This is a genomic window from Nonomuraea marmarensis, from assembly GCF_043197025.1.
Classification (GTDB): Bacteria; Actinomycetota; Actinomycetes; order Streptosporangiales; family Streptosporangiaceae; genus Nonomuraea; species Nonomuraea marmarensis.
This window is the reverse complement of record NZ_JBICRM010000003.1, coordinates 377,761-392,929: the sequence shown is the minus strand read 5'-3', so window position 1 is coordinate 392,929 and position 15,169 is coordinate 377,761. Positions and strand designations below refer to the sequence as shown.

17 protein-coding genes, 1 tRNA gene and 2 riboswitches are annotated in these 15,169 nt (G+C 69.8%); of the genes, 12 read left to right on the top strand and 6 right to left on the bottom strand.

What is annotated here, in order from left to right; translation table 11 throughout:
• Window positions 1-72 precede the first annotated feature (72 nt).
• Window positions 73-777: a FadR/GntR family transcriptional regulator gene (locus ACFLIM_RS07315; RefSeq protein ID WP_393163306.1), complete on the bottom strand. Its 705-nt coding sequence runs from the start codon at window positions 775-777 to the stop codon at window positions 73-75.
• 125 nt (window positions 778-902) lie between these two features.
• Between ACFLIM_RS07315 and ACFLIM_RS07310 the strand changes: the two genes are divergently transcribed.
• Genes ACFLIM_RS07310 through ACFLIM_RS07295 form a run of 4 tightly spaced genes read left to right on the top strand, consistent with a single transcriptional unit; the run spans window position 903 to window position 5,085 of the window.
• On the top strand, window positions 903-2,267 hold the full coding sequence (locus ACFLIM_RS07310) for a glutamine synthetase family protein (RefSeq protein ID WP_393163252.1): 1,365 nt from the start codon (window positions 903-905) through the stop codon (window positions 2,265-2,267).
• Between the two features lie 2 nt (window positions 2,268-2,269).
• The gene (locus ACFLIM_RS07305) at window positions 2,270-3,613 is read left to right on the top strand and encodes an aldehyde dehydrogenase family protein (RefSeq protein ID WP_393163250.1); all 1,344 of its coding nucleotides are present in this window, start codon (window positions 2,270-2,272) and stop codon (window positions 3,611-3,613) included.
• A 4-nt stretch (window positions 3,614-3,617) separates the two neighbouring features.
• Window positions 3,618-4,382 (top strand): 3-oxoacyl-ACP reductase, encoded by a 765-nt coding sequence (locus ACFLIM_RS07300; RefSeq protein WP_393163248.1) that lies wholly within the window; start codon window positions 3,618-3,620, stop codon window positions 4,380-4,382.
• A 13-nt stretch (window positions 4,383-4,395) separates the two neighbouring features.
• Window positions 4,396-5,085, top strand: coding sequence for a gamma-glutamyl-gamma-aminobutyrate hydrolase family protein (locus tag ACFLIM_RS07295; protein ID WP_393163246.1), 690 nt, complete (start codon window positions 4,396-4,398; stop codon window positions 5,083-5,085).
• Between the two features lie 94 nt (window positions 5,086-5,179).
• On the opposite strand, the gene ACFLIM_RS07290 is transcribed toward ACFLIM_RS07295, so the two are convergent.
• The gene (locus ACFLIM_RS07290; RefSeq protein ID WP_393163244.1) at window positions 5,180-6,007 is read right to left on the bottom strand and encodes a hypothetical protein; all 828 of its coding nucleotides are present in this window, start codon (window positions 6,005-6,007) and stop codon (window positions 5,180-5,182) included.
• Between the two features lie 94 nt (window positions 6,008-6,101).
• Window positions 6,102-6,199, top strand: a riboswitch (glycine riboswitch).
• Window positions 6,200-6,296: riboswitch (glycine riboswitch) on the top strand.
• A 34-nt stretch (window positions 6,297-6,330) separates the two neighbouring features.
• Here ACFLIM_RS07290 and gcvT point away from each other — a divergent pair.
• Genes gcvT through ACFLIM_RS07270 form a run of 4 tightly spaced genes read left to right on the top strand, consistent with a single transcriptional unit; the run spans window position 6,331 to window position 9,550 of the window.
• Window positions 6,331-7,416 (top strand): glycine cleavage system aminomethyltransferase GcvT, encoded by a 1,086-nt coding sequence (gcvT, locus tag ACFLIM_RS07285; protein ID WP_393163242.1) that lies wholly within the window; start codon window positions 6,331-6,333, stop codon window positions 7,414-7,416.
• Window positions 7,413-7,802 carry a glycine cleavage system protein GcvH gene (gene gcvH, locus ACFLIM_RS07280; protein WP_393163240.1) on the top strand — a complete coding sequence of 130 codons (390 nt, stop codon included), beginning with the start codon at window positions 7,413-7,415 and terminating at the stop codon, window positions 7,800-7,802. Before gcvT ends, gcvH begins: the two co-directional genes overlap by 4 nt.
• A 54-nt stretch (window positions 7,803-7,856) precedes the next feature.
• On the top strand, window positions 7,857-9,233 hold the full coding sequence (locus ACFLIM_RS07275) for an L-serine ammonia-lyase (RefSeq protein ID WP_393163238.1): 1,377 nt from the start codon (window positions 7,857-7,859) through the stop codon (window positions 9,231-9,233).
• 20 nt (window positions 9,234-9,253) lie between these two features.
• Window positions 9,254-9,550 (top strand): type II toxin-antitoxin system Phd/YefM family antitoxin, encoded by a 297-nt coding sequence (locus tag ACFLIM_RS07270; RefSeq protein WP_393163236.1) that lies wholly within the window; start codon window positions 9,254-9,256, stop codon window positions 9,548-9,550.
• Here the strand turns inward: ACFLIM_RS07270 and ACFLIM_RS07265 are convergent.
• Both ACFLIM_RS07265 and ACFLIM_RS07260 read right to left on the bottom strand, forming a co-directional pair.
• Window positions 9,547-10,041 (bottom strand): hypothetical protein, encoded by a 495-nt coding sequence (locus tag ACFLIM_RS07265; RefSeq protein ID WP_393163234.1) that lies wholly within the window; start codon window positions 10,039-10,041, stop codon window positions 9,547-9,549. The two genes, ACFLIM_RS07270 and ACFLIM_RS07265, sit on opposite strands and share 4 nt — an antisense overlap.
• 46 nt (window positions 10,042-10,087) lie before the next feature.
• Window positions 10,088-10,687: a DUF6286 domain-containing protein gene (locus tag ACFLIM_RS07260; RefSeq protein WP_393163304.1), complete on the bottom strand. Its 600-nt coding sequence runs from the start codon at window positions 10,685-10,687 to the stop codon at window positions 10,088-10,090.
• A gap of 137 nt (window positions 10,688-10,824) precedes the next feature.
• Here ACFLIM_RS07260 and ACFLIM_RS07255 point away from each other — a divergent pair, with 137 nt between their 5' ends.
• Complete coding sequence (locus ACFLIM_RS07255) at window positions 10,825-12,018, top strand: amino acid deaminase/aldolase (RefSeq protein ID WP_393163232.1); 1,194 nt, start codon at window positions 10,825-10,827, stop codon at window positions 12,016-12,018.
• A gap of 8 nt (window positions 12,019-12,026) precedes the next feature.
• Here the strand turns inward: ACFLIM_RS07255 and ACFLIM_RS07250 are convergent, their stop codons facing one another.
• Complete coding sequence (locus ACFLIM_RS07250) at window positions 12,027-12,353, bottom strand: DUF3618 domain-containing protein (RefSeq protein ID WP_393163230.1); 327 nt, start codon at window positions 12,351-12,353, stop codon at window positions 12,027-12,029.
• A gap of 146 nt (window positions 12,354-12,499) precedes the next feature.
• Between ACFLIM_RS07250 and bcp the strand changes: the two genes are divergently transcribed.
• Both bcp and ACFLIM_RS07240 read left to right on the top strand, forming a co-directional pair.
• On the top strand, window positions 12,500-12,973 hold the full coding sequence (gene bcp, locus ACFLIM_RS07245; protein WP_393163228.1) for a thioredoxin-dependent thiol peroxidase: 474 nt from the start codon (window positions 12,500-12,502) through the stop codon (window positions 12,971-12,973).
• Window positions 12,974-13,094: 121 nt separating this feature from the next.
• A tRNA-Leu gene (locus tag ACFLIM_RS07240) sits at window positions 13,095-13,177 on the top strand.
• A gap of 141 nt (window positions 13,178-13,318) precedes the next feature.
• Here ACFLIM_RS07240 and ACFLIM_RS07235 read toward each other — a convergent pair.
• Complete coding sequence (locus tag ACFLIM_RS07235; RefSeq protein WP_393163226.1) at window positions 13,319-13,840, bottom strand: hypothetical protein; 522 nt, start codon at window positions 13,838-13,840, stop codon at window positions 13,319-13,321.
• A gap of 162 nt (window positions 13,841-14,002) precedes the next feature.
• Here ACFLIM_RS07235 and ACFLIM_RS07230 point away from each other — a divergent pair, with 162 nt between their 5' ends.
• Window positions 14,003-15,157 (top strand): sensor histidine kinase, encoded by a 1,155-nt coding sequence (locus tag ACFLIM_RS07230; protein ID WP_393163224.1) that lies wholly within the window; start codon window positions 14,003-14,005, stop codon window positions 15,155-15,157.
• Window positions 15,158-15,169: the final 12 nt, after the last annotated feature.

The following is a 15,169-nucleotide window of genomic DNA, read 5'->3' as shown; positions in this document are numbered from 1 at the left end:
GCCGTGAACTGGGTGCTGCGCGCGGTCGGCCCCGTCTACCAGTTCCGCCACGAGCGGCTGCGCGCCCACCTGTCAGGACAGGAACGCTCGTAACAGGGCGGCCGTGCCCTCCAGGTGCTCGGTCACCGCCCGCCGGGCCGCGTCCGGGTCCCCGGAGAGGATGGCGTCCACGATAGCCCGGTGCTGTACGGCGGCGTGATCCAGGTTGACCTGGAGCATCGGGATGGCGTTCAGCAGGTCGCTGACCCGCGAGCGGGCGTCCGCGCACGTCGTGGCCAGCAGCGTCGAGCCGGTCAGCTCGGCGATGGACAGGTGGAAGGCCGTGTCGAGGCGGCGGTAGTCGTCGAGGCCGGCCTCGTTCAGGTCCGACAGCCTGCGCACCAGCACGGCCCGCTGCTCCTGCGTGAGGCCGGACGCGGCCAGCACCTGGGCCGCCCCGCACTCCACCGCCAGCCGGAACGTGAGGGCGTCGGACAGCTCGGCCATGCCCATCTCCGCCACGGCCTGGCGCAGGTCGCCGGCGTCCGGCTTGGGCGGGACGTAGGTGACGAAGGCGCCGCCGTAGCGGCCGCGGCGTACGTCGAGGTAGCCCGCGTCCGACAGCGCGCGGATCGCCTCGCGCAGGGTGACCCGGCTGATGCCGAGCTGGACCGCGAGCTCGCGCTCCGGAGGGAGCTTGCCGCCCGGCGCGACCACGCCCAGCTTGATCGCCTGGAGCAGCCGTTCCACGGTCTCCTCGAAGGCGTTACCGGCCCTCACCGGGCGCAACACCGTCATCAAACGCGCCGACTCGTCCAACGTGTCCTCAGGTCTTGACAAGCGATCCCGCCATACACATCAATGGTCTGAGACTAGCCCAATTAACGGGAAAGCGCGTCAGACCAGAATCGGAGCGGCGTAGCGTGAGCGAGAGCACCGGGTTCCTTACCGTCAGCGAGCTGCGCGACGACGTGGCGTTCGGGCGCATCGACACCGTGCTCCTCGCGATCGCCGACATGCAGGGCAGGTTGCAGGGCAAGAGGCTGTCCGCGCGCTATTTTCTCGAAGAGGTGCTGCACCACGGCTCGGAGGGGTGTAATTACCTGCTCGCGGTGGACGTGGACATGAACACGGTCTCCGGGTACGCGATGTCGTCCTGGGACCGCGGCTACGGCGACTTCGTGATGAAACCGGACCTGACGACGCTGCGCAGGGTGCCGTGGCAGGAGGGGACCGCGATGCTGATGGCGGACCTGGCCTGGGAGGGCGGCGACGACGTGACCGCCTCGCCCCGCCAGATCCTGCGCCGGCAACTCGCCCGGCTGGCCGAGCGGGGCCTGGCCGCGTACGTGGGGACCGAGCTGGAGTTCTGCGTCTACGAGGACAGTTACGAGGACGCATGGAAGCGCGCCTATCGGGATATGTCGCCGGCCAACCTCTATAACGTTGACTACTCGCTGCTCGGCACCGCCCGCATCGAACCCCTCCTGAGGCGGATAAGGCGGGACATGGAGGGCGCGGGCATGTACGTCGAGTCCGCCAAGGGCGAATGCAACCTGGGCCAGCACGAGATCGCCTTCCGCTACGACGAGGCGCTCAGGACCTGCGACAACCACACCATCTACAAGAACGGCGCCAAGGAGATCGCCGCCCAGGAGGGCAAGTCGATCACCTTCATGGCCAAGCCGAACCAGCGCGAGGGCAACTCCTGCCACATCCACATCTCGCTCCAGAGCCTCGAAGGGGACCCGGTCATGGCGGGCGAGGGGCCGTACGGACTCTCGCCGCTCGGGGCCCGCTTCATCGCCGGGCAGCTCGCCTGCATGCGCGAGCTCACCCTCCTGTACGCCCCCAACATCAACTCCTACAAGCGCTACGTCCCCGGCAGCTTCGCCCCCACGGCCGTCAAGTGGGGCGTCGACAACCGCACGTGCTCGCTCAGGCTCGTCGGCCACGGCCGGTCGCTGCGCATCGAGAACCGGGTGCCCGGCGGCGACGTCAACCCGTACCTCGCGGTGTCCGCGTTGATCGCGGCCGGGCTGCACGGCATCGACAACGAGCTGCCGCTGGAGGACGAGTACGACGGCAACGCCTACGACTCCGGCGCCGAGACCGTGCCGCACACGCTGCGGGACGCCCTGGCGCTGTTCGAGGGGTCGAAGCTGGCCCGCGAGACGTTCGGCAAGGACGTGGTCGAGCATTACGCGAACAACGCGCGGGTGGAACTGGCCGCGTTCGACGCGGCGGTGACGGATTGGGAGCTGTTCCGTGGTTTCGAGCGGATGTGAAGATGAAGATCGTTAATCCGGCGACGGAAGACGTCATAGCCGACGTCGAGATGGCCGACGCGGCCGAGGTCGACCGGGCGGTGGAGCGGGCCGCGAAGGCTTACCGGGGCTGGCGCGAGGTGTCGCCCGGCGACCGGGCGCGGCTGCTGCGCAGGTTCGCGGACCTGGTGGGCGAGCACGGCGACGAGCTGGCGGCGCTGGAGCTGGCCAACGCCGGGCACCCGATCGGCAGCGCCCGCTGGGAGGCCGGCACCGTACGCGACGTGCTCAACTTCTACGCCGGCGCCCCGGAACGCAACCACGGCAAGCAGATCCCGGTGCGCGGCGGTGTGGACATCACGTTCCAGGAGCCCCTGGGCGTCGTGGGCGTCATCGTGCCGTGGAACTTTCCGATGCTGATCATGTCGTGGGGCGTGGCGCCCGCGCTGGCGGCCGGCAACACGTTGATCGTCAAGCCGGCCGAATGGACTCCGCTGACCGCGCTGAGGCTGGCCGAGCTGGCCCTGGCGGCGGGCCTCCCCGAGGGGGTGCTCCAGGTGCTGCCTGGGGTAGGGGAGGTCGCGGGGGCCCGGCTGGTCGAGCATCCGGACGTGGCCAAGATCGTGTTCACCGGCTCGACCGAGGTCGGCAAGGAGATCGCCGCCAAGGCGGCGCGGCAGGTCAAGCGCGTCACGCTGGAACTAGGCGGCAAATCCGCAAATATCATCTTTGCGGACTCAGACCTGGAAAAGGCGGCAAAAACTGCGCCTTATGCCGTTTTCGACAACGCGGGGCAGGACTGCTGCGCCCGGTCCAGGATTCTCGTCCAGGCCGCCGCGTACGACGAGTTCATGGCCCTGCTCGCCCCCGCCGTACAGAACGTCGTGGTCGGCGACCCGCGCGACGAGAGCACCGAGATGGGCCCGCTGATCAGCGCCGAGCACCTCGACCGGGTGCGCGGCTTCGTCCACGGCACCCCCTACCTGCAGGGATCCTGCCCGCAGGGCAAGGGCTACTGGTTCCCGCCGACCGTGCTGACCCCGGACGTCACGGACCGGACGTTCACCGAGGAGATCTTCGGCCCGGTGGTGTCGGTGGTCCGGTTCGAGGACGAGGCGGAGGCCGTGCGGATCGCCAACGACACCCCCTACGGCCTCAGCGGCTCCATCTGGACCCGCGACGTCGGGCGGGCGCTGCGCGTGGCCAGGGCGGTCGAGTCGGGCGCCCTGTCGGTGAACTCGCACTCCTCCGTCCGCTACTGGACCCCGTTCGGCGGCTTCAAGCAGTCCGGCCTCGGCAGGGAGCTCGGCCCGGACGCCCTGGCGGCGTTCACCGAGACCAAGAACGTCTTCATCTCATCGGAGTAGTTACATGCAGCGTTTGCAGGACCGCGTAGCCGTCATCACCGGCGCGGGCAGCGGCATCGGACTGGCCACGGCCCGCCGGTTCGCCGACGAGGGCGCCAAGGTGGTGTGCGTGGACGTCGACGAGGAGGCCGGCGCCAAGGCCGCGGGCGAGGTCGGCGGGATCTTCGTCAGGGCCGACGTGACCAGCGAGGACGACGTCGTCAGGATGTTCGGGACGGCGTTCGAGACCTATGGCGGCGTGGACATCGCGTTCAACAACGCCGGCATCTCGCCGCCCGACGACGACTCGATCCTGGAGACCGGCATCGACGCCTGGCGCCGCGTCCAGGAGGTGAACCTGACCAGCGTCTACCTGTGCTGCAAACACGCCATCCCGTACATGCGGCGCCAGGGCAAGGGCTCGATCATCAACACGGCGTCGTTCGTGGCGGTGATGGGCTCGGCCACGTCGCAGATCTCGTACACGGCGTCCAAGGGCGGCGTGCTGGCGATGTCGCGCGAGCTGGGCGTGCAGTTCGCCAGGGAGGGCATCAGGGTGAACGCGCTGTGCCCGGGCCCGGTGAACACGCCACTGCTGCAGGAGCTGTTCGCCAAGGACCCGGAACGGGCGCAGCGGCGGCTGGTGCACATTCCGGTGGGCCGCTTCGCCGAGGCCTCCGAGATCGCGGCCGCGGTGGCGTTCCTGGCCAGCGACGACGCGTCGTTCATCACGGGCAGCGAGTTCCTGGTGGACGGCGGCATCTCCGGCGCCTACGTCACCCCGCTCTAGGAGGCACAACGTCGTGCGGCGTCCCGTCATCGGCATCACGTCCTACGTCGAGCCCGCGAAGTTCACGGTGTGGGAGCTGCGCGTCGCGCTGCTCCCGTACATGTACGTGGAACAGGTCGTACGCGCCGGCGGCCAGCCCGTCGTGCTGCCCCCGGCCGGCGATCCCGCGCAGGTCGTCAGCCGCCTGGACGGCCTCATCCTGGCCGGGGGCGGCGACATCGACCCGGCGAGGTACGGCGAGCCGCCGCACGACCGCACCGGCTATATCCGGAAATTTCGGGATGAGGCAGAGTTTGCCCTATTGACCGAGGCCCTCGACGCGGGCCTGCCGTTCCTCGGCATCTGCCGCGGCCTCCAGGTCCTGAACGTCGCCCTCGGCGGCACCCTCCACCAGCACCTCCCCGACGTGGTCGGGCACGCGGGGCACTCCCCCGAGCCCGGCCGCTTCGGTCCCCTCCCGATCATCGCCAAGCCCGGCACCCGCCTGGCCAAGGCCCTGGGCACGGACCCGGTGACGGTCCCGCACTACCACCACCAGGCCATCGACCGCCTCGCCCCGGGCCTCACGGCCACCGCCACCGCCGACGACGGCACGATCGAGGCGGTGGAGCCGGACTCGGGTGCCTTCACGATGGCGGTGCAGTGGCACCCGGAGGCGGCCGAGGACTGTGCCCTCTTCGAGGCCCTCGTGGCGGCCTGCTGAGGACGAACGGCACGCACGGCTCGGCCAGCGGCGCCGGTCACCGGACCGGCTCGACCAGCGGGCACTCAACCGGCCGACTCGACCAGGCGTACCCTCAGCCGACCGGCTTGAGCATGCCGTCGAGCGCGATGGCCCCCCCGCCGTACTTCTCGTCCAGCCTGCGGCGCAGGTCGTCGGTGGCCAGCCAGACCACCGCGTTCACCCGGTTCGCGATCTCGTCGGGCGACGTCGAGACCATGCCGCCGGCCAGCTCGGCCTCGATCGCCCGCTGGATCCGGTGCAGCTCGGTCTCGGTGCGCTGGGCGCCGGTCAGGCACAGCGCACCGCCCCACACCTCCCGGATCCACGCCTCCCGGCCCGACAGGTCGCCGGTGAACCTCAGGTTGAGCACGTAACGCCGCGCATCGAGTTCCTCCTCCTTGGCCGGGTCGGGCTGCGGCCCGAGCCGGTCGATCCACGTGCCGGCGAACTCCTCGGCCGTCCTGGCCCGCTCCATCGCCTCCTTCATGGTCCGCTCCGTCGTCTTCGCGGGATCGATCGGCCGCCAGCCGCCCTCGGGCTCGGGACACGGGCTCGCGAACCTGTCCTCGGCCTCCGGATCCGCCCGGGCGGGCTCGCCCGGCGGCTCCGTCAGGGTCAGCCGGGCGCCGTCCCAGGTGCCGACCACCCGGTACGACCCCCACTTCACGCCCCTCACCGACTCATGCGCCACCTTGCTCCAGTCCCAACCCACGACGTCGGGGCCGCCACACTGCGGCGGGAGCGACTGGGCGACCATCGAGCACAGCTGGGGGCCATGCCCGCCACCTTCGAGCACCGTCAGGCTGGCCTGGTACCGAGGCGGCGCGGCGGCCTCCTGGGCTCCGCAGGACGCGAGGGTCAGGGCGGCGACCAGACCGAGAGCCGCTGTTCGCCGATTCATACCCCTTGGACGTCACCGTCCCCGAGGCGGTTCACAAGAGATCAGAACGCGACAACACCCCCATCACGGCACTAGGCTTGACGGACATCACCGGCGAAACCGTGCGGGAGAGCACCCTGACAGCCGGTCAGGGTCCCTGAAGGAGCAAGCCCTCCCCGCAAACCTCTCAAGGCAAAGGACCGCGCGGCCGAGGTGACCTCTGGAAAGCAGGCCTGCGGGGCCTCGCCGAAGGTGAAAGTCCGGCAAAACTCGGGCGAAGCTCTCAGGCATCGATGACAGAGGGGGAGGATGCTGGCATCCAATCCTGTCCTGAGGTGCGACAAATGTCCCGACCTACACCGCTACGAGACGTTCACGAGAGCCTCGGCGCCACGCTCACCGACTTCGCGGGGTGGCTCATGCCCCTCCGGTACGGGAGCGAGTCCGCGGAGCACAAGGCCGTTCGCGAGGCGGCCGGGTTGTTCGACCTCTCGCACATGGGTGAGATCTTCCTGACCGGGCCGCAGGCCGGACAGGCGCTCGACTACGCGCTGGTCGGCCACCTGTCGGCACTCACGCCCGGGCGGGCCAGGTACACCATGATCGTGAACGAGCGCGGCGGGGTGCTCGACGACCTCATCGTCTACCGGCTCGGGGACGAGGAGTTCATGGTCGTGGCAAACGCCTCAAACTACGAAAAAGTCGCGGATGAGCTGAAAAATCGTGCTAAAGCGTATGACGTGGTGGTCGAGGATCGGTCGGACCAGTACGCGCTGATCGCCGTACAGGGGCCTCGCTCCCAGGAGATCCTCGCCACGCTCACCGACGCCGACCTCGACGGGCTCAAGTACTACGCGGGCCTGCCGGGGCTGGTCGACGGCCGGCAGGCGCTCATCGCACGTACCGGCTACACCGGGGAGGACGGGTTCGAGCTGTTCGTCGCCAACCAGGACGCGGTGCCGCTGTGGCACGCGCTCATGGCGGCGGGCGAGCCGCACGGACTCAAGCCCGCCGGCCTGTCCAGCCGCGACACGCTCAGGCTGGAGGCGGGCATGCCGCTGTACGGCAACGAGCTCAGCGTCGAGCTGACCCCGTTCGACGCGGGACTGGGCAGGGTGGTGAAATTCGACAAGCCGGGCGACTTCGTCGGCAGGTCGGCGCTCGAGGCGGTCAAAGACGACCCGCCCCGGCGCCGGCTCGTCGGCCTGGTCGCGCGGACCCGCCGGGTGCCGCGCCACGGTTACCCGGTCACCAAAGACGGCGCCGTCGTCGGCGAGGTCACCAGCGGTGCGCCCTCCCAGACTCTGGGCAGGCCCATCGCGATGGCCTACGTGGACACCGGCGCCGATGCAGGCCTGGCTGTGGACATCCGGGGCAGCCATGAACCTATGGACCTGGTAGAGCTGCCCTTTTACAGGAGGAACAAGTGAGCAAGATCCCTGACGACCTGAGCTACACCAAGGAGCACGAGTGGGTGGCCGGACTCGACGACGGCCTGACCGTGACCGTGGGCATCACGGCCTTCGCCGCCGACTCCCTTGGTGACGTCGTCTACGTGCAGCTCCCCGAGGTCGGTTCGACTGTCGAAGCGGGCGACTCCATCGGCGAGGTGGAGTCGACCAAGTCGGTGAGCGACATCTACACGCCGGTCGGCGGCGAGGTCGTCGAGGTGAACCAGGCCGTCGTGGACGACCCTGGCCTGGCCAACAGCGACCCGTACGGCGAGGGCTGGATGTTCAGGGTGCGTACGGAAGGCGCGGCCGAGGACCTGCTCACCGCCGAGGAGTACACGGCGCTCACCTCAGGCGAGTCCTGACCCATCCGCCGGGGCCCCATCCGGGCCCCGGCCTTTCATGAAGGGCGCACATCAATGGCGATCAGCGTCTTCGATCTCTTCAAGATAGGCATCGGCCCGTCGAGCTCCCACACGGGAGGCCCGATGGCGGCCGCGCACAAGTTCGCCCGCGGGCTGCACGAGGACGGCCTCCTGCCGCGCGTGGCCCGCGTCGAGGCGATCCTGTACGGCTCGCTCGGCCTGACCGGCAAGGGCCACGGCAGCGACAAGGCGGTCCTGCTCGGCCTGTCCGGCGAGAAGCCCGAGCTGGTCGACGTGGACTCCGTCGAAGGCCGCGTAGCCGAGATGCGTACCTCAGGCAAGATCAAACTGTACGGTACGCACGAGATCCCCTTCGTCGTGGGCCAGGACCTCGTCTTCGAACGCAAGATCTCCCTCCCCGAGCACCCGAACGGCATGCGCTTCACCGCGTACTCCGCCGACGGCTCGGAGCTCAGGCAGAAGGTCTACTTCTCGGTCGGCGGCGGCTTCGTCGTGGACGAGAACGCCACCGGCGCCGACCGCATCAAGCCGGACGACACCGTCCTCCCCTACCCCTTCACCACCGGGGAGGAGCTGCTCAAGCACTGCTCGAACACGGGCCTGTCGATCTCCGCCCTCATGCTGGAGAACGAGAAGGCGTTCGGCCGCACCGAGGCGGAGATCCGCGCGGGGATCCTGCACCTCTGGCAGGTCATGTCCGAATGCGTGCGCCGCGGCATCTCCAAGGAAGGCGTCCTGCCCGGCGGCCTCAAGGTCAAGCGCCGCGCCAACCAGCTGCACCGCCGCCTGCAGTCGGAGCCGGCGGAGAAGGACCCGCTGCAGGCGATGGACTGGGTGACGTTGTTCGCGCTGGCGGTCAACGAGGAGAACGCCGCGGGCGGCCGCATCGTCACCGCCCCCACCAACGGCGCCGCCGGGATCATCCCCGCCGTCCTGACGTACTACACCCGCTTCGTCCCGCACGCGGACGACGAGGGCGTGGTCCGCTTCCTGCTCACGGCGACCGCGATCGGCGTGCTGTTCAAGGAGAACGCCTCGATCTCGGGCGCCGAGGTGGGCTGCCAGGGAGAGGTCGGCTCGGCCTGCTCGATGGCCTCGGCCGCCCTCACGGAGGTCCTCGGGGGCACGCCTGAGCAGGTGGAGAACGCCGCCGAGATCGGCATCGAACACAACCTGGGCCTGACCTGCGACCCGATCGGCGGCCTGGTCCAGATCCCGTGCATCGAGCGCAACGCGGTGGCCTCCAACAAGGCCATCACGGCCGCCCGAATCGCCCTGCGCGGCGACGGCCGCCACTTCGTGCCCCTGGATCGCGCGATCAAGACGATGCGGGACACCGGCCGGGACATGCTCGACAAATACAAGGAGACCTCACGCGGCGGCCTGGCCGTCAACGTGATCGAGTGCTGAATCCACTCGGAGGGAGGGTCGTGTCCATCACCGCAGGAGAGGCACGCCGTCGGCTGTTGCAGCTCATCGAAGAGGTCAACAACGACCGCACAGCCGTAGAAATCGTCTCCAAGAGCGGTAACGCCTACCTGGTAGCCGCCGAGGAATACGAAGCCCTCCAAGAGACGGCCCACCTACTCCGGTCCCCTGCCAACGCACGTCGGTTGATCGCGTCCTACCGTGAGGCGGTCGAAGGGCGTTATGAGCGGCACGAAGTGCTGGACGACGAGGCTGCTCGGCGAAGGCCGCAGTCACCTGGACTGCCGGCGCTGAGCTAGCGGCGCACGTGGAGGCGGACGACGGTGCCGGTGTCGTCGTCGCCGACCTCGCGGCGGATCTTGCCGACGATGTCCTGGTCCAGCTTGCTCACCACCGCGCCCACGTCCGCCGCCGACGGGCAGGTCACGCCGATGCGCAGGCCGTCCTCCCACACCCGCACCCCCGACCTGCCCAGCCCCTCCACGCCCTTGAGGCCGACGAAGAGCATGGCGGTGCCCGTGCCGTTGTGGGCGCCCCTGCGGCCCCAGCCCAGGCAGAGCAGCAGCCACCGGAGCGTGACCAAGGACAGGAGCAGCAGTACGGCGGCCAGCGCCCACAGGGGCCAGGGCTCGTCGGCCAGGGCCCGGTGGGCGTGGGCCGGGAGGACCTTGGCGTTCGGCGGCAGGTCGAAGAAGCGGTCCTGGCCGCGTAGCCAGGCGTACGTGCCCAGGCCCGCCAGCGTCGCGCCCACGACGGCCAGGCCGACGCGATTGCCGGTGTACTGCCGCATCAGAGCCCTCTCCCGATCGGCATCGCAGCCCCTCCCATGGTCCGCATCACACGCTCCTCCTTCTGAGCCGTACTACGACCTCGCCTGTGCCGAGGGTGCCCACGCCCGCCAGGCGGTCCCCCACCGCGGTGCCGACCTGTCTGAGCATCGCGCCTGAATTCTCCGCCCCCGTCATGACGGTGACCTCGATGGTGCGCATGCGCAGCCGTACCCGAGCCTTGTCGACCCCCGCAACCTGCTGGGCGGCCGCGCGGAGCGTGCGGCGGAGTCCCGAGCGGGTGATGCCGATGACGATCAGCGGGTCGGACGTCTCCACCGGAACCAGCGTGGACCGGCCCGGCACGATCGCCAGCAGCAACATCAGCGCGCCCGCGCCCGCCACCATCAGGGCGGCGGCGGACAACTCCGGCCACGTGGTCTTGCCCGCGAGCTCGACGGCCTCGTTCACGGGGACCCAGCCGAGCGGCGCGCCGAGCAGGCCCGACACCACCTCGGCCGCGGTCGCCCCCGACGCGGCGGCCAGCGCGACCGCGACAAGGGCCCCGGGAAGGGTACGCGCAGGTCTGAGCGCTCTGCCGGCTCTGCGCAGCCCGGTGTGCTGGGTGGTGACGGCGGCACCGGGCAGTATCTGCTGAAGCGTGGTCATCACAACGACAGACGTACATGGGCCCCGCATCGCCTGAACCGCGCCCTCGCCGCCGATTTGCCCGAACATTACGGCGGCAGGCACTAATGCGAACAACTCTCATATTCATTTGCCCGATATGTCGTTACGCTGCTGGTATGGATGACCGCCAGCGCTACGACCGCGCCACAGCGGCCCTCGAACCGCCCTTCGCGATCCTCGACCTGGCGGCCATGCGAGCCAACGCGGCTGACCTCGTACGGCGGGCGGCGGGCAAGCCGATCCGGGTGGCCAGCAAGTCGGTACGCAGCCGCTCCCTCCTCGAACGCATCCTGGCCATGGACGGCTTCCAGGGCATCATGGCCTTCACGCTTCCCGAGGCGTTGTGGCTGGTCGCGCACGGCTTCACGGACATCCTCGTGGCCTACCCCACGGCCGACCGCCAGGCGCTGGGCTCCCTGGCCGGGGACGCGCACGCGGCCGGGCACATCACCGTGACCATCGACTCGCCCGCCCACCTGGACTTCATCGAGACGGCCGTGGCCGCCGTCCACCGTCGGGCCGAAATCCGGATATGTATCGACATCGACGCCGGATATGTCGCCCTCGGTGGGAAATTTCGGGCTGGAGTCCTCCGTTCCACCATCCGCGAGCCGGACGAGGCCGCCGACCTGGCCGCCGACCTCGCCAAACGCCCCGGGTTCAGGCTGGCGGGGCTGATGGCGTACGAGGCCCAGATCGCCGGAGTCGGCGACGCACCACGCGCGAACGCCGCCTACACCCGCGCCGTCAGGCTCATGCAGTCACAGTCGGCCAGGGACCTCGTCGTCAGGCGCGGCCGCATCGTGAACGCCGTCCGCCAGTTCGCCGACCTCGAATTCGTCAACGGCGGCGGCACCGGCTCGATCGAACGCACTGTACGCGAGAAGGCCATCACGGAGGTGGCGGCCGGATCGGGCCTGTTCCACCCGAGGTTGTTCGACTTCTACCGCCGCTTCACGGGCCATCCGGCGGCGATGTTCGCCCTGCCGGTGGTGCGCCGCCCCGGCCAGGACACGGTGACCGTGCTCGGGGGCGGCTATCTGGCTTCCGGCACCCCTGGCCCGAGCCGCCTGCCGCAGCCGTACCTCCCCGCGGGCCTGCGATACACCCGGGACGAGGGCGCGGGCGAGGTGCAGACCCCGCTGCTCGGCCAGGCGGCCCAGGACCTGCGGATCGGCGACCGGGTGTGGTTCAGGCACGCAAAGGCGGGCGAGCTGTGCGAACGCTTCGACACGCTGCACCTCGTCGAGGGCGACACCGTGGTGGAATCGATCCCCACGTACAGAGGCGAAGGCCAGACCTTCCTCTAACGAGGGGGTTAGCGGCTCTTCTTGCGCCGCCGCCAGAGCACGATCGCGGCCCCCACGACCACCACGGCCCCGATACCGATCAGCACCGGCGCCAGATTGGGCCGCTCCTCCCAGGAGTCCTCCCCATACTCGGTGCTCTCCCGCGGCGCAGTGACTCCCAAGGCGTCTCCCACGGACGCCACCAGGTGCCCGGCCCTGCTCTTGACGTCGGCCACCGTACGCTCGGCGACCCGCTTGGGGCTCACCCGGTCGGCAATGGCGTCGACCGTCTGCGCCAACTCCGCGCGCGTCCGCGCGATCCGCCGCTCCAGCTCGTCGGGATCGGTGTCCGCCATGGCTCTCCTCTCGACCGTACGCGTGGCCGCGCCCGCTCCGCGTGCGAGCTTCGTCCGTTCTGGTCGTGATCAGTCTGTCAGGTCGGCACGCCGTACGGCACGGCGGCCAGCCCGGTAAGTTGGCGGGAAGAACTCAGGAGGGCCAATTGACCGAAACCAAGCTCGCGCCCGGCGACGCCGCGCCCGAGTTCACGCTACCCGCGGCCGACGGTGCCGCCGTCTCCCTTGACGCCTACCGCGGCAAGCGGGTGATCCTCTATTTCTACCCCGCCGCGATGACCCCCGGCTGCACCAAGCAGGCCTGCGACTTCCGCGACAATCTCAGCCAGCTCACCGCCGAGGGTTTCGTCGTCCTCGGCGTGTCGAAGGACAAGCCGGAAAAGCTCGCCAAGTTCGCCGAACGCGACGCCCTGACCTTCCCCCTGCTGTCAGACCCCGAACTGACCGTCCACCAGGCGTACGGGGCCTACGGCCCGAAGAAGCTGTACGGCAAGGAGGTGGTGGGCGTCATCCGCTCGACGTTCGTCATCGACGGGGACGGGAAGGTCGAGCAGGCGCTCTACAACGTGAAGGCCACCGGCCACGTGGCCGCGCTCAAGAAGAAGCTCGGCCTGGGCTGACCCCACGCCGCGGGCCCTCCGGCCGAGGGCCCGCGCCGGTCCCGCCGCCTCATGGTCACAGATGCTCCCTCGCCCCACGCGGAGCGCTAAACTGTGTCAGGCTCGCTTAGGCGGGGACTGCGCGGGCGTGGCGAAATGGCATACGCGGCAGGTTTAGGTCTTGTTGGTGGAGACACCGTGGGGGTTCGAGTCCCCCCGCCCGCACACCTAGCCCTGGATCTGGCCGGATTTCGCCCGGCAAATGTCGCCGTTTCTCAGTAACCCACCATTTCCCGAAATAGACGACTTTCCGGTATCAGGTGACGAGATTGGCCGGTCGGCGACGTTGCCCGCGACCAGGAGGGCCTAACCCGTGCGGGTGGGCGGCGGCGGGACCATAGTCGTAGGGACGGGCTTGGGCCCCATATAGGTGGGCGGCGCGACGCAGATGACGCCGTCGGGGCCGGGTCGGCAGGAAGGGACGATGCGCTCGGGGTAGGGGTAGGGGCGCTTGTGGCCCCAGCCGGGCTCCTCCCAGTACGCCCGGGGCACGTCGTCCCTGTGGGTGAGACTGCTGACGACCCCCACGGCGGTACCCCCGAGCAGGGCGCCGGCGACGAGGCCGATGAGGCCCGCGCCGATGATCTGGGCCTGCTTCTGCCGGAAGAAGTCCCTGTAGGAGTCCGAAGGTGGCGGCGAGCCCAGGGGCATGGTGTGCGCGGTCACCGGGTAGCCGGGGCCCGGCGGCGCCTCGCCGTACCTCAACCGGCCGTGGGCCTCCCCCGGAAAGACGTCCGTGTCCGACGGAAAGACGTCCGTGTCCGAGGTCGGGTCGCGCGGTGCTTCCTCTTCACCGCGCGACCCGGCGTCGCGATCATGATCCGCCATCACGATCTCCCTTTACTCGCCCGCGAGGGCGCTCCCAGAAACAGAGTGCCCGAACCACCGTAAGCCCCGCGTAAGACCCGAAGTCGTGTAAGACCTGAGTCGTACGCGGACTTCAGCCTCCAGGCGGAACAACGCCGGGCCGGGGATACATATCGTGATGATGTGTTCGGCAAGGTACGGGCGTGGTCGAGACGTCACGAGAAGCTGGCGGCCGCCTTCAGGGTGGCTCCGCTGGCCGCGTTGTGCCTGATTCTGGCCGCGCCGTTGGCCGCCGGCATCCCAGTCCCGTTCGGCCTGGCCGGTTACCTGGGCCTGTCGGCGGGGCTGATCCTGCCGCTGGCGTGGCGTGACAGGCCGCTCACCTCCTTCTCGATCATCGCGCTGATCAGCTTCGGGCAGTGGGCGGCGGGCGTCAACCCGCTGCCCGCGAACCTCGCGGTGCTGGTCGCGCTCTGGGCGGTGACCTACCAGTGCTCGTTCCGCTGGGCGCTGGCGGCGGGGCTGGTGGCGGAGGTGGGGGTGTTCCTGGCGCTGGTCAACTGGGACAGGCCCACGTTCGGCATGTTCTTCAGCGGCTCGATCTTCGTGGTGACCGTCTGGCTGACCGGCCTGTACGCCAACACCCGCCGCCGCTACCTGGAGAGCCTGGAGGAACGCGCCGAGCGGGCGGAACGCGAGCGGGACCAGCAGGCCAGGATGGCCGCGGCGGCCGAGCGCGCCAGGATCGCCAGGGAGCTGCACGACGTCGTGGCCCACAACGTCAGCGTGATGGTGGTCCAGGCCGACGGCGCCGGCTTCGCCCTGGACAGCGACCCCGAGCAGGCCCGTCTGGCCGTCAGGAACATCTCCAAGACCGGCCGCGCCGCCCTCGCCGAGATGCGCAGGCTGGTGGGCGTCCTGCGCGAGGACGATGCCGCGAGCACCGACTACACCCCGCAGCCCGGCCTCGGGCAACTCGAAGAGCTGGTACGCGGCTCGGCCGTGCCCGCCCGATTGCGCGTCGGCGGCGTGCCGGGCGAGTTGCCGGAAGGCCAGCAGCTGGCCGTCTACCGCATCGTCCAGGAAGCCCTGACGAACGCGCTCAAACACGGCGGCCCCGGCGTCCACGCGACGGTGGAGATCGACTACGGCTCCGAGCTGGTCGTGCGCGTGACCGACGACGGCAGGGGCGCGGCGGCCCCGAGGAGCCCCGGCGGCCACGGCCTGATCGGCATGCGCGAGCGGGTCGGCATGTACGGCGGCGCCGTGTCGGCGGGCCCCAGGCAGGGCGGCGGCTTCGAGGTGCTGGCCAGGTTGCCCATGGTCAAGGCGGCATAGGGAGATGGAGGC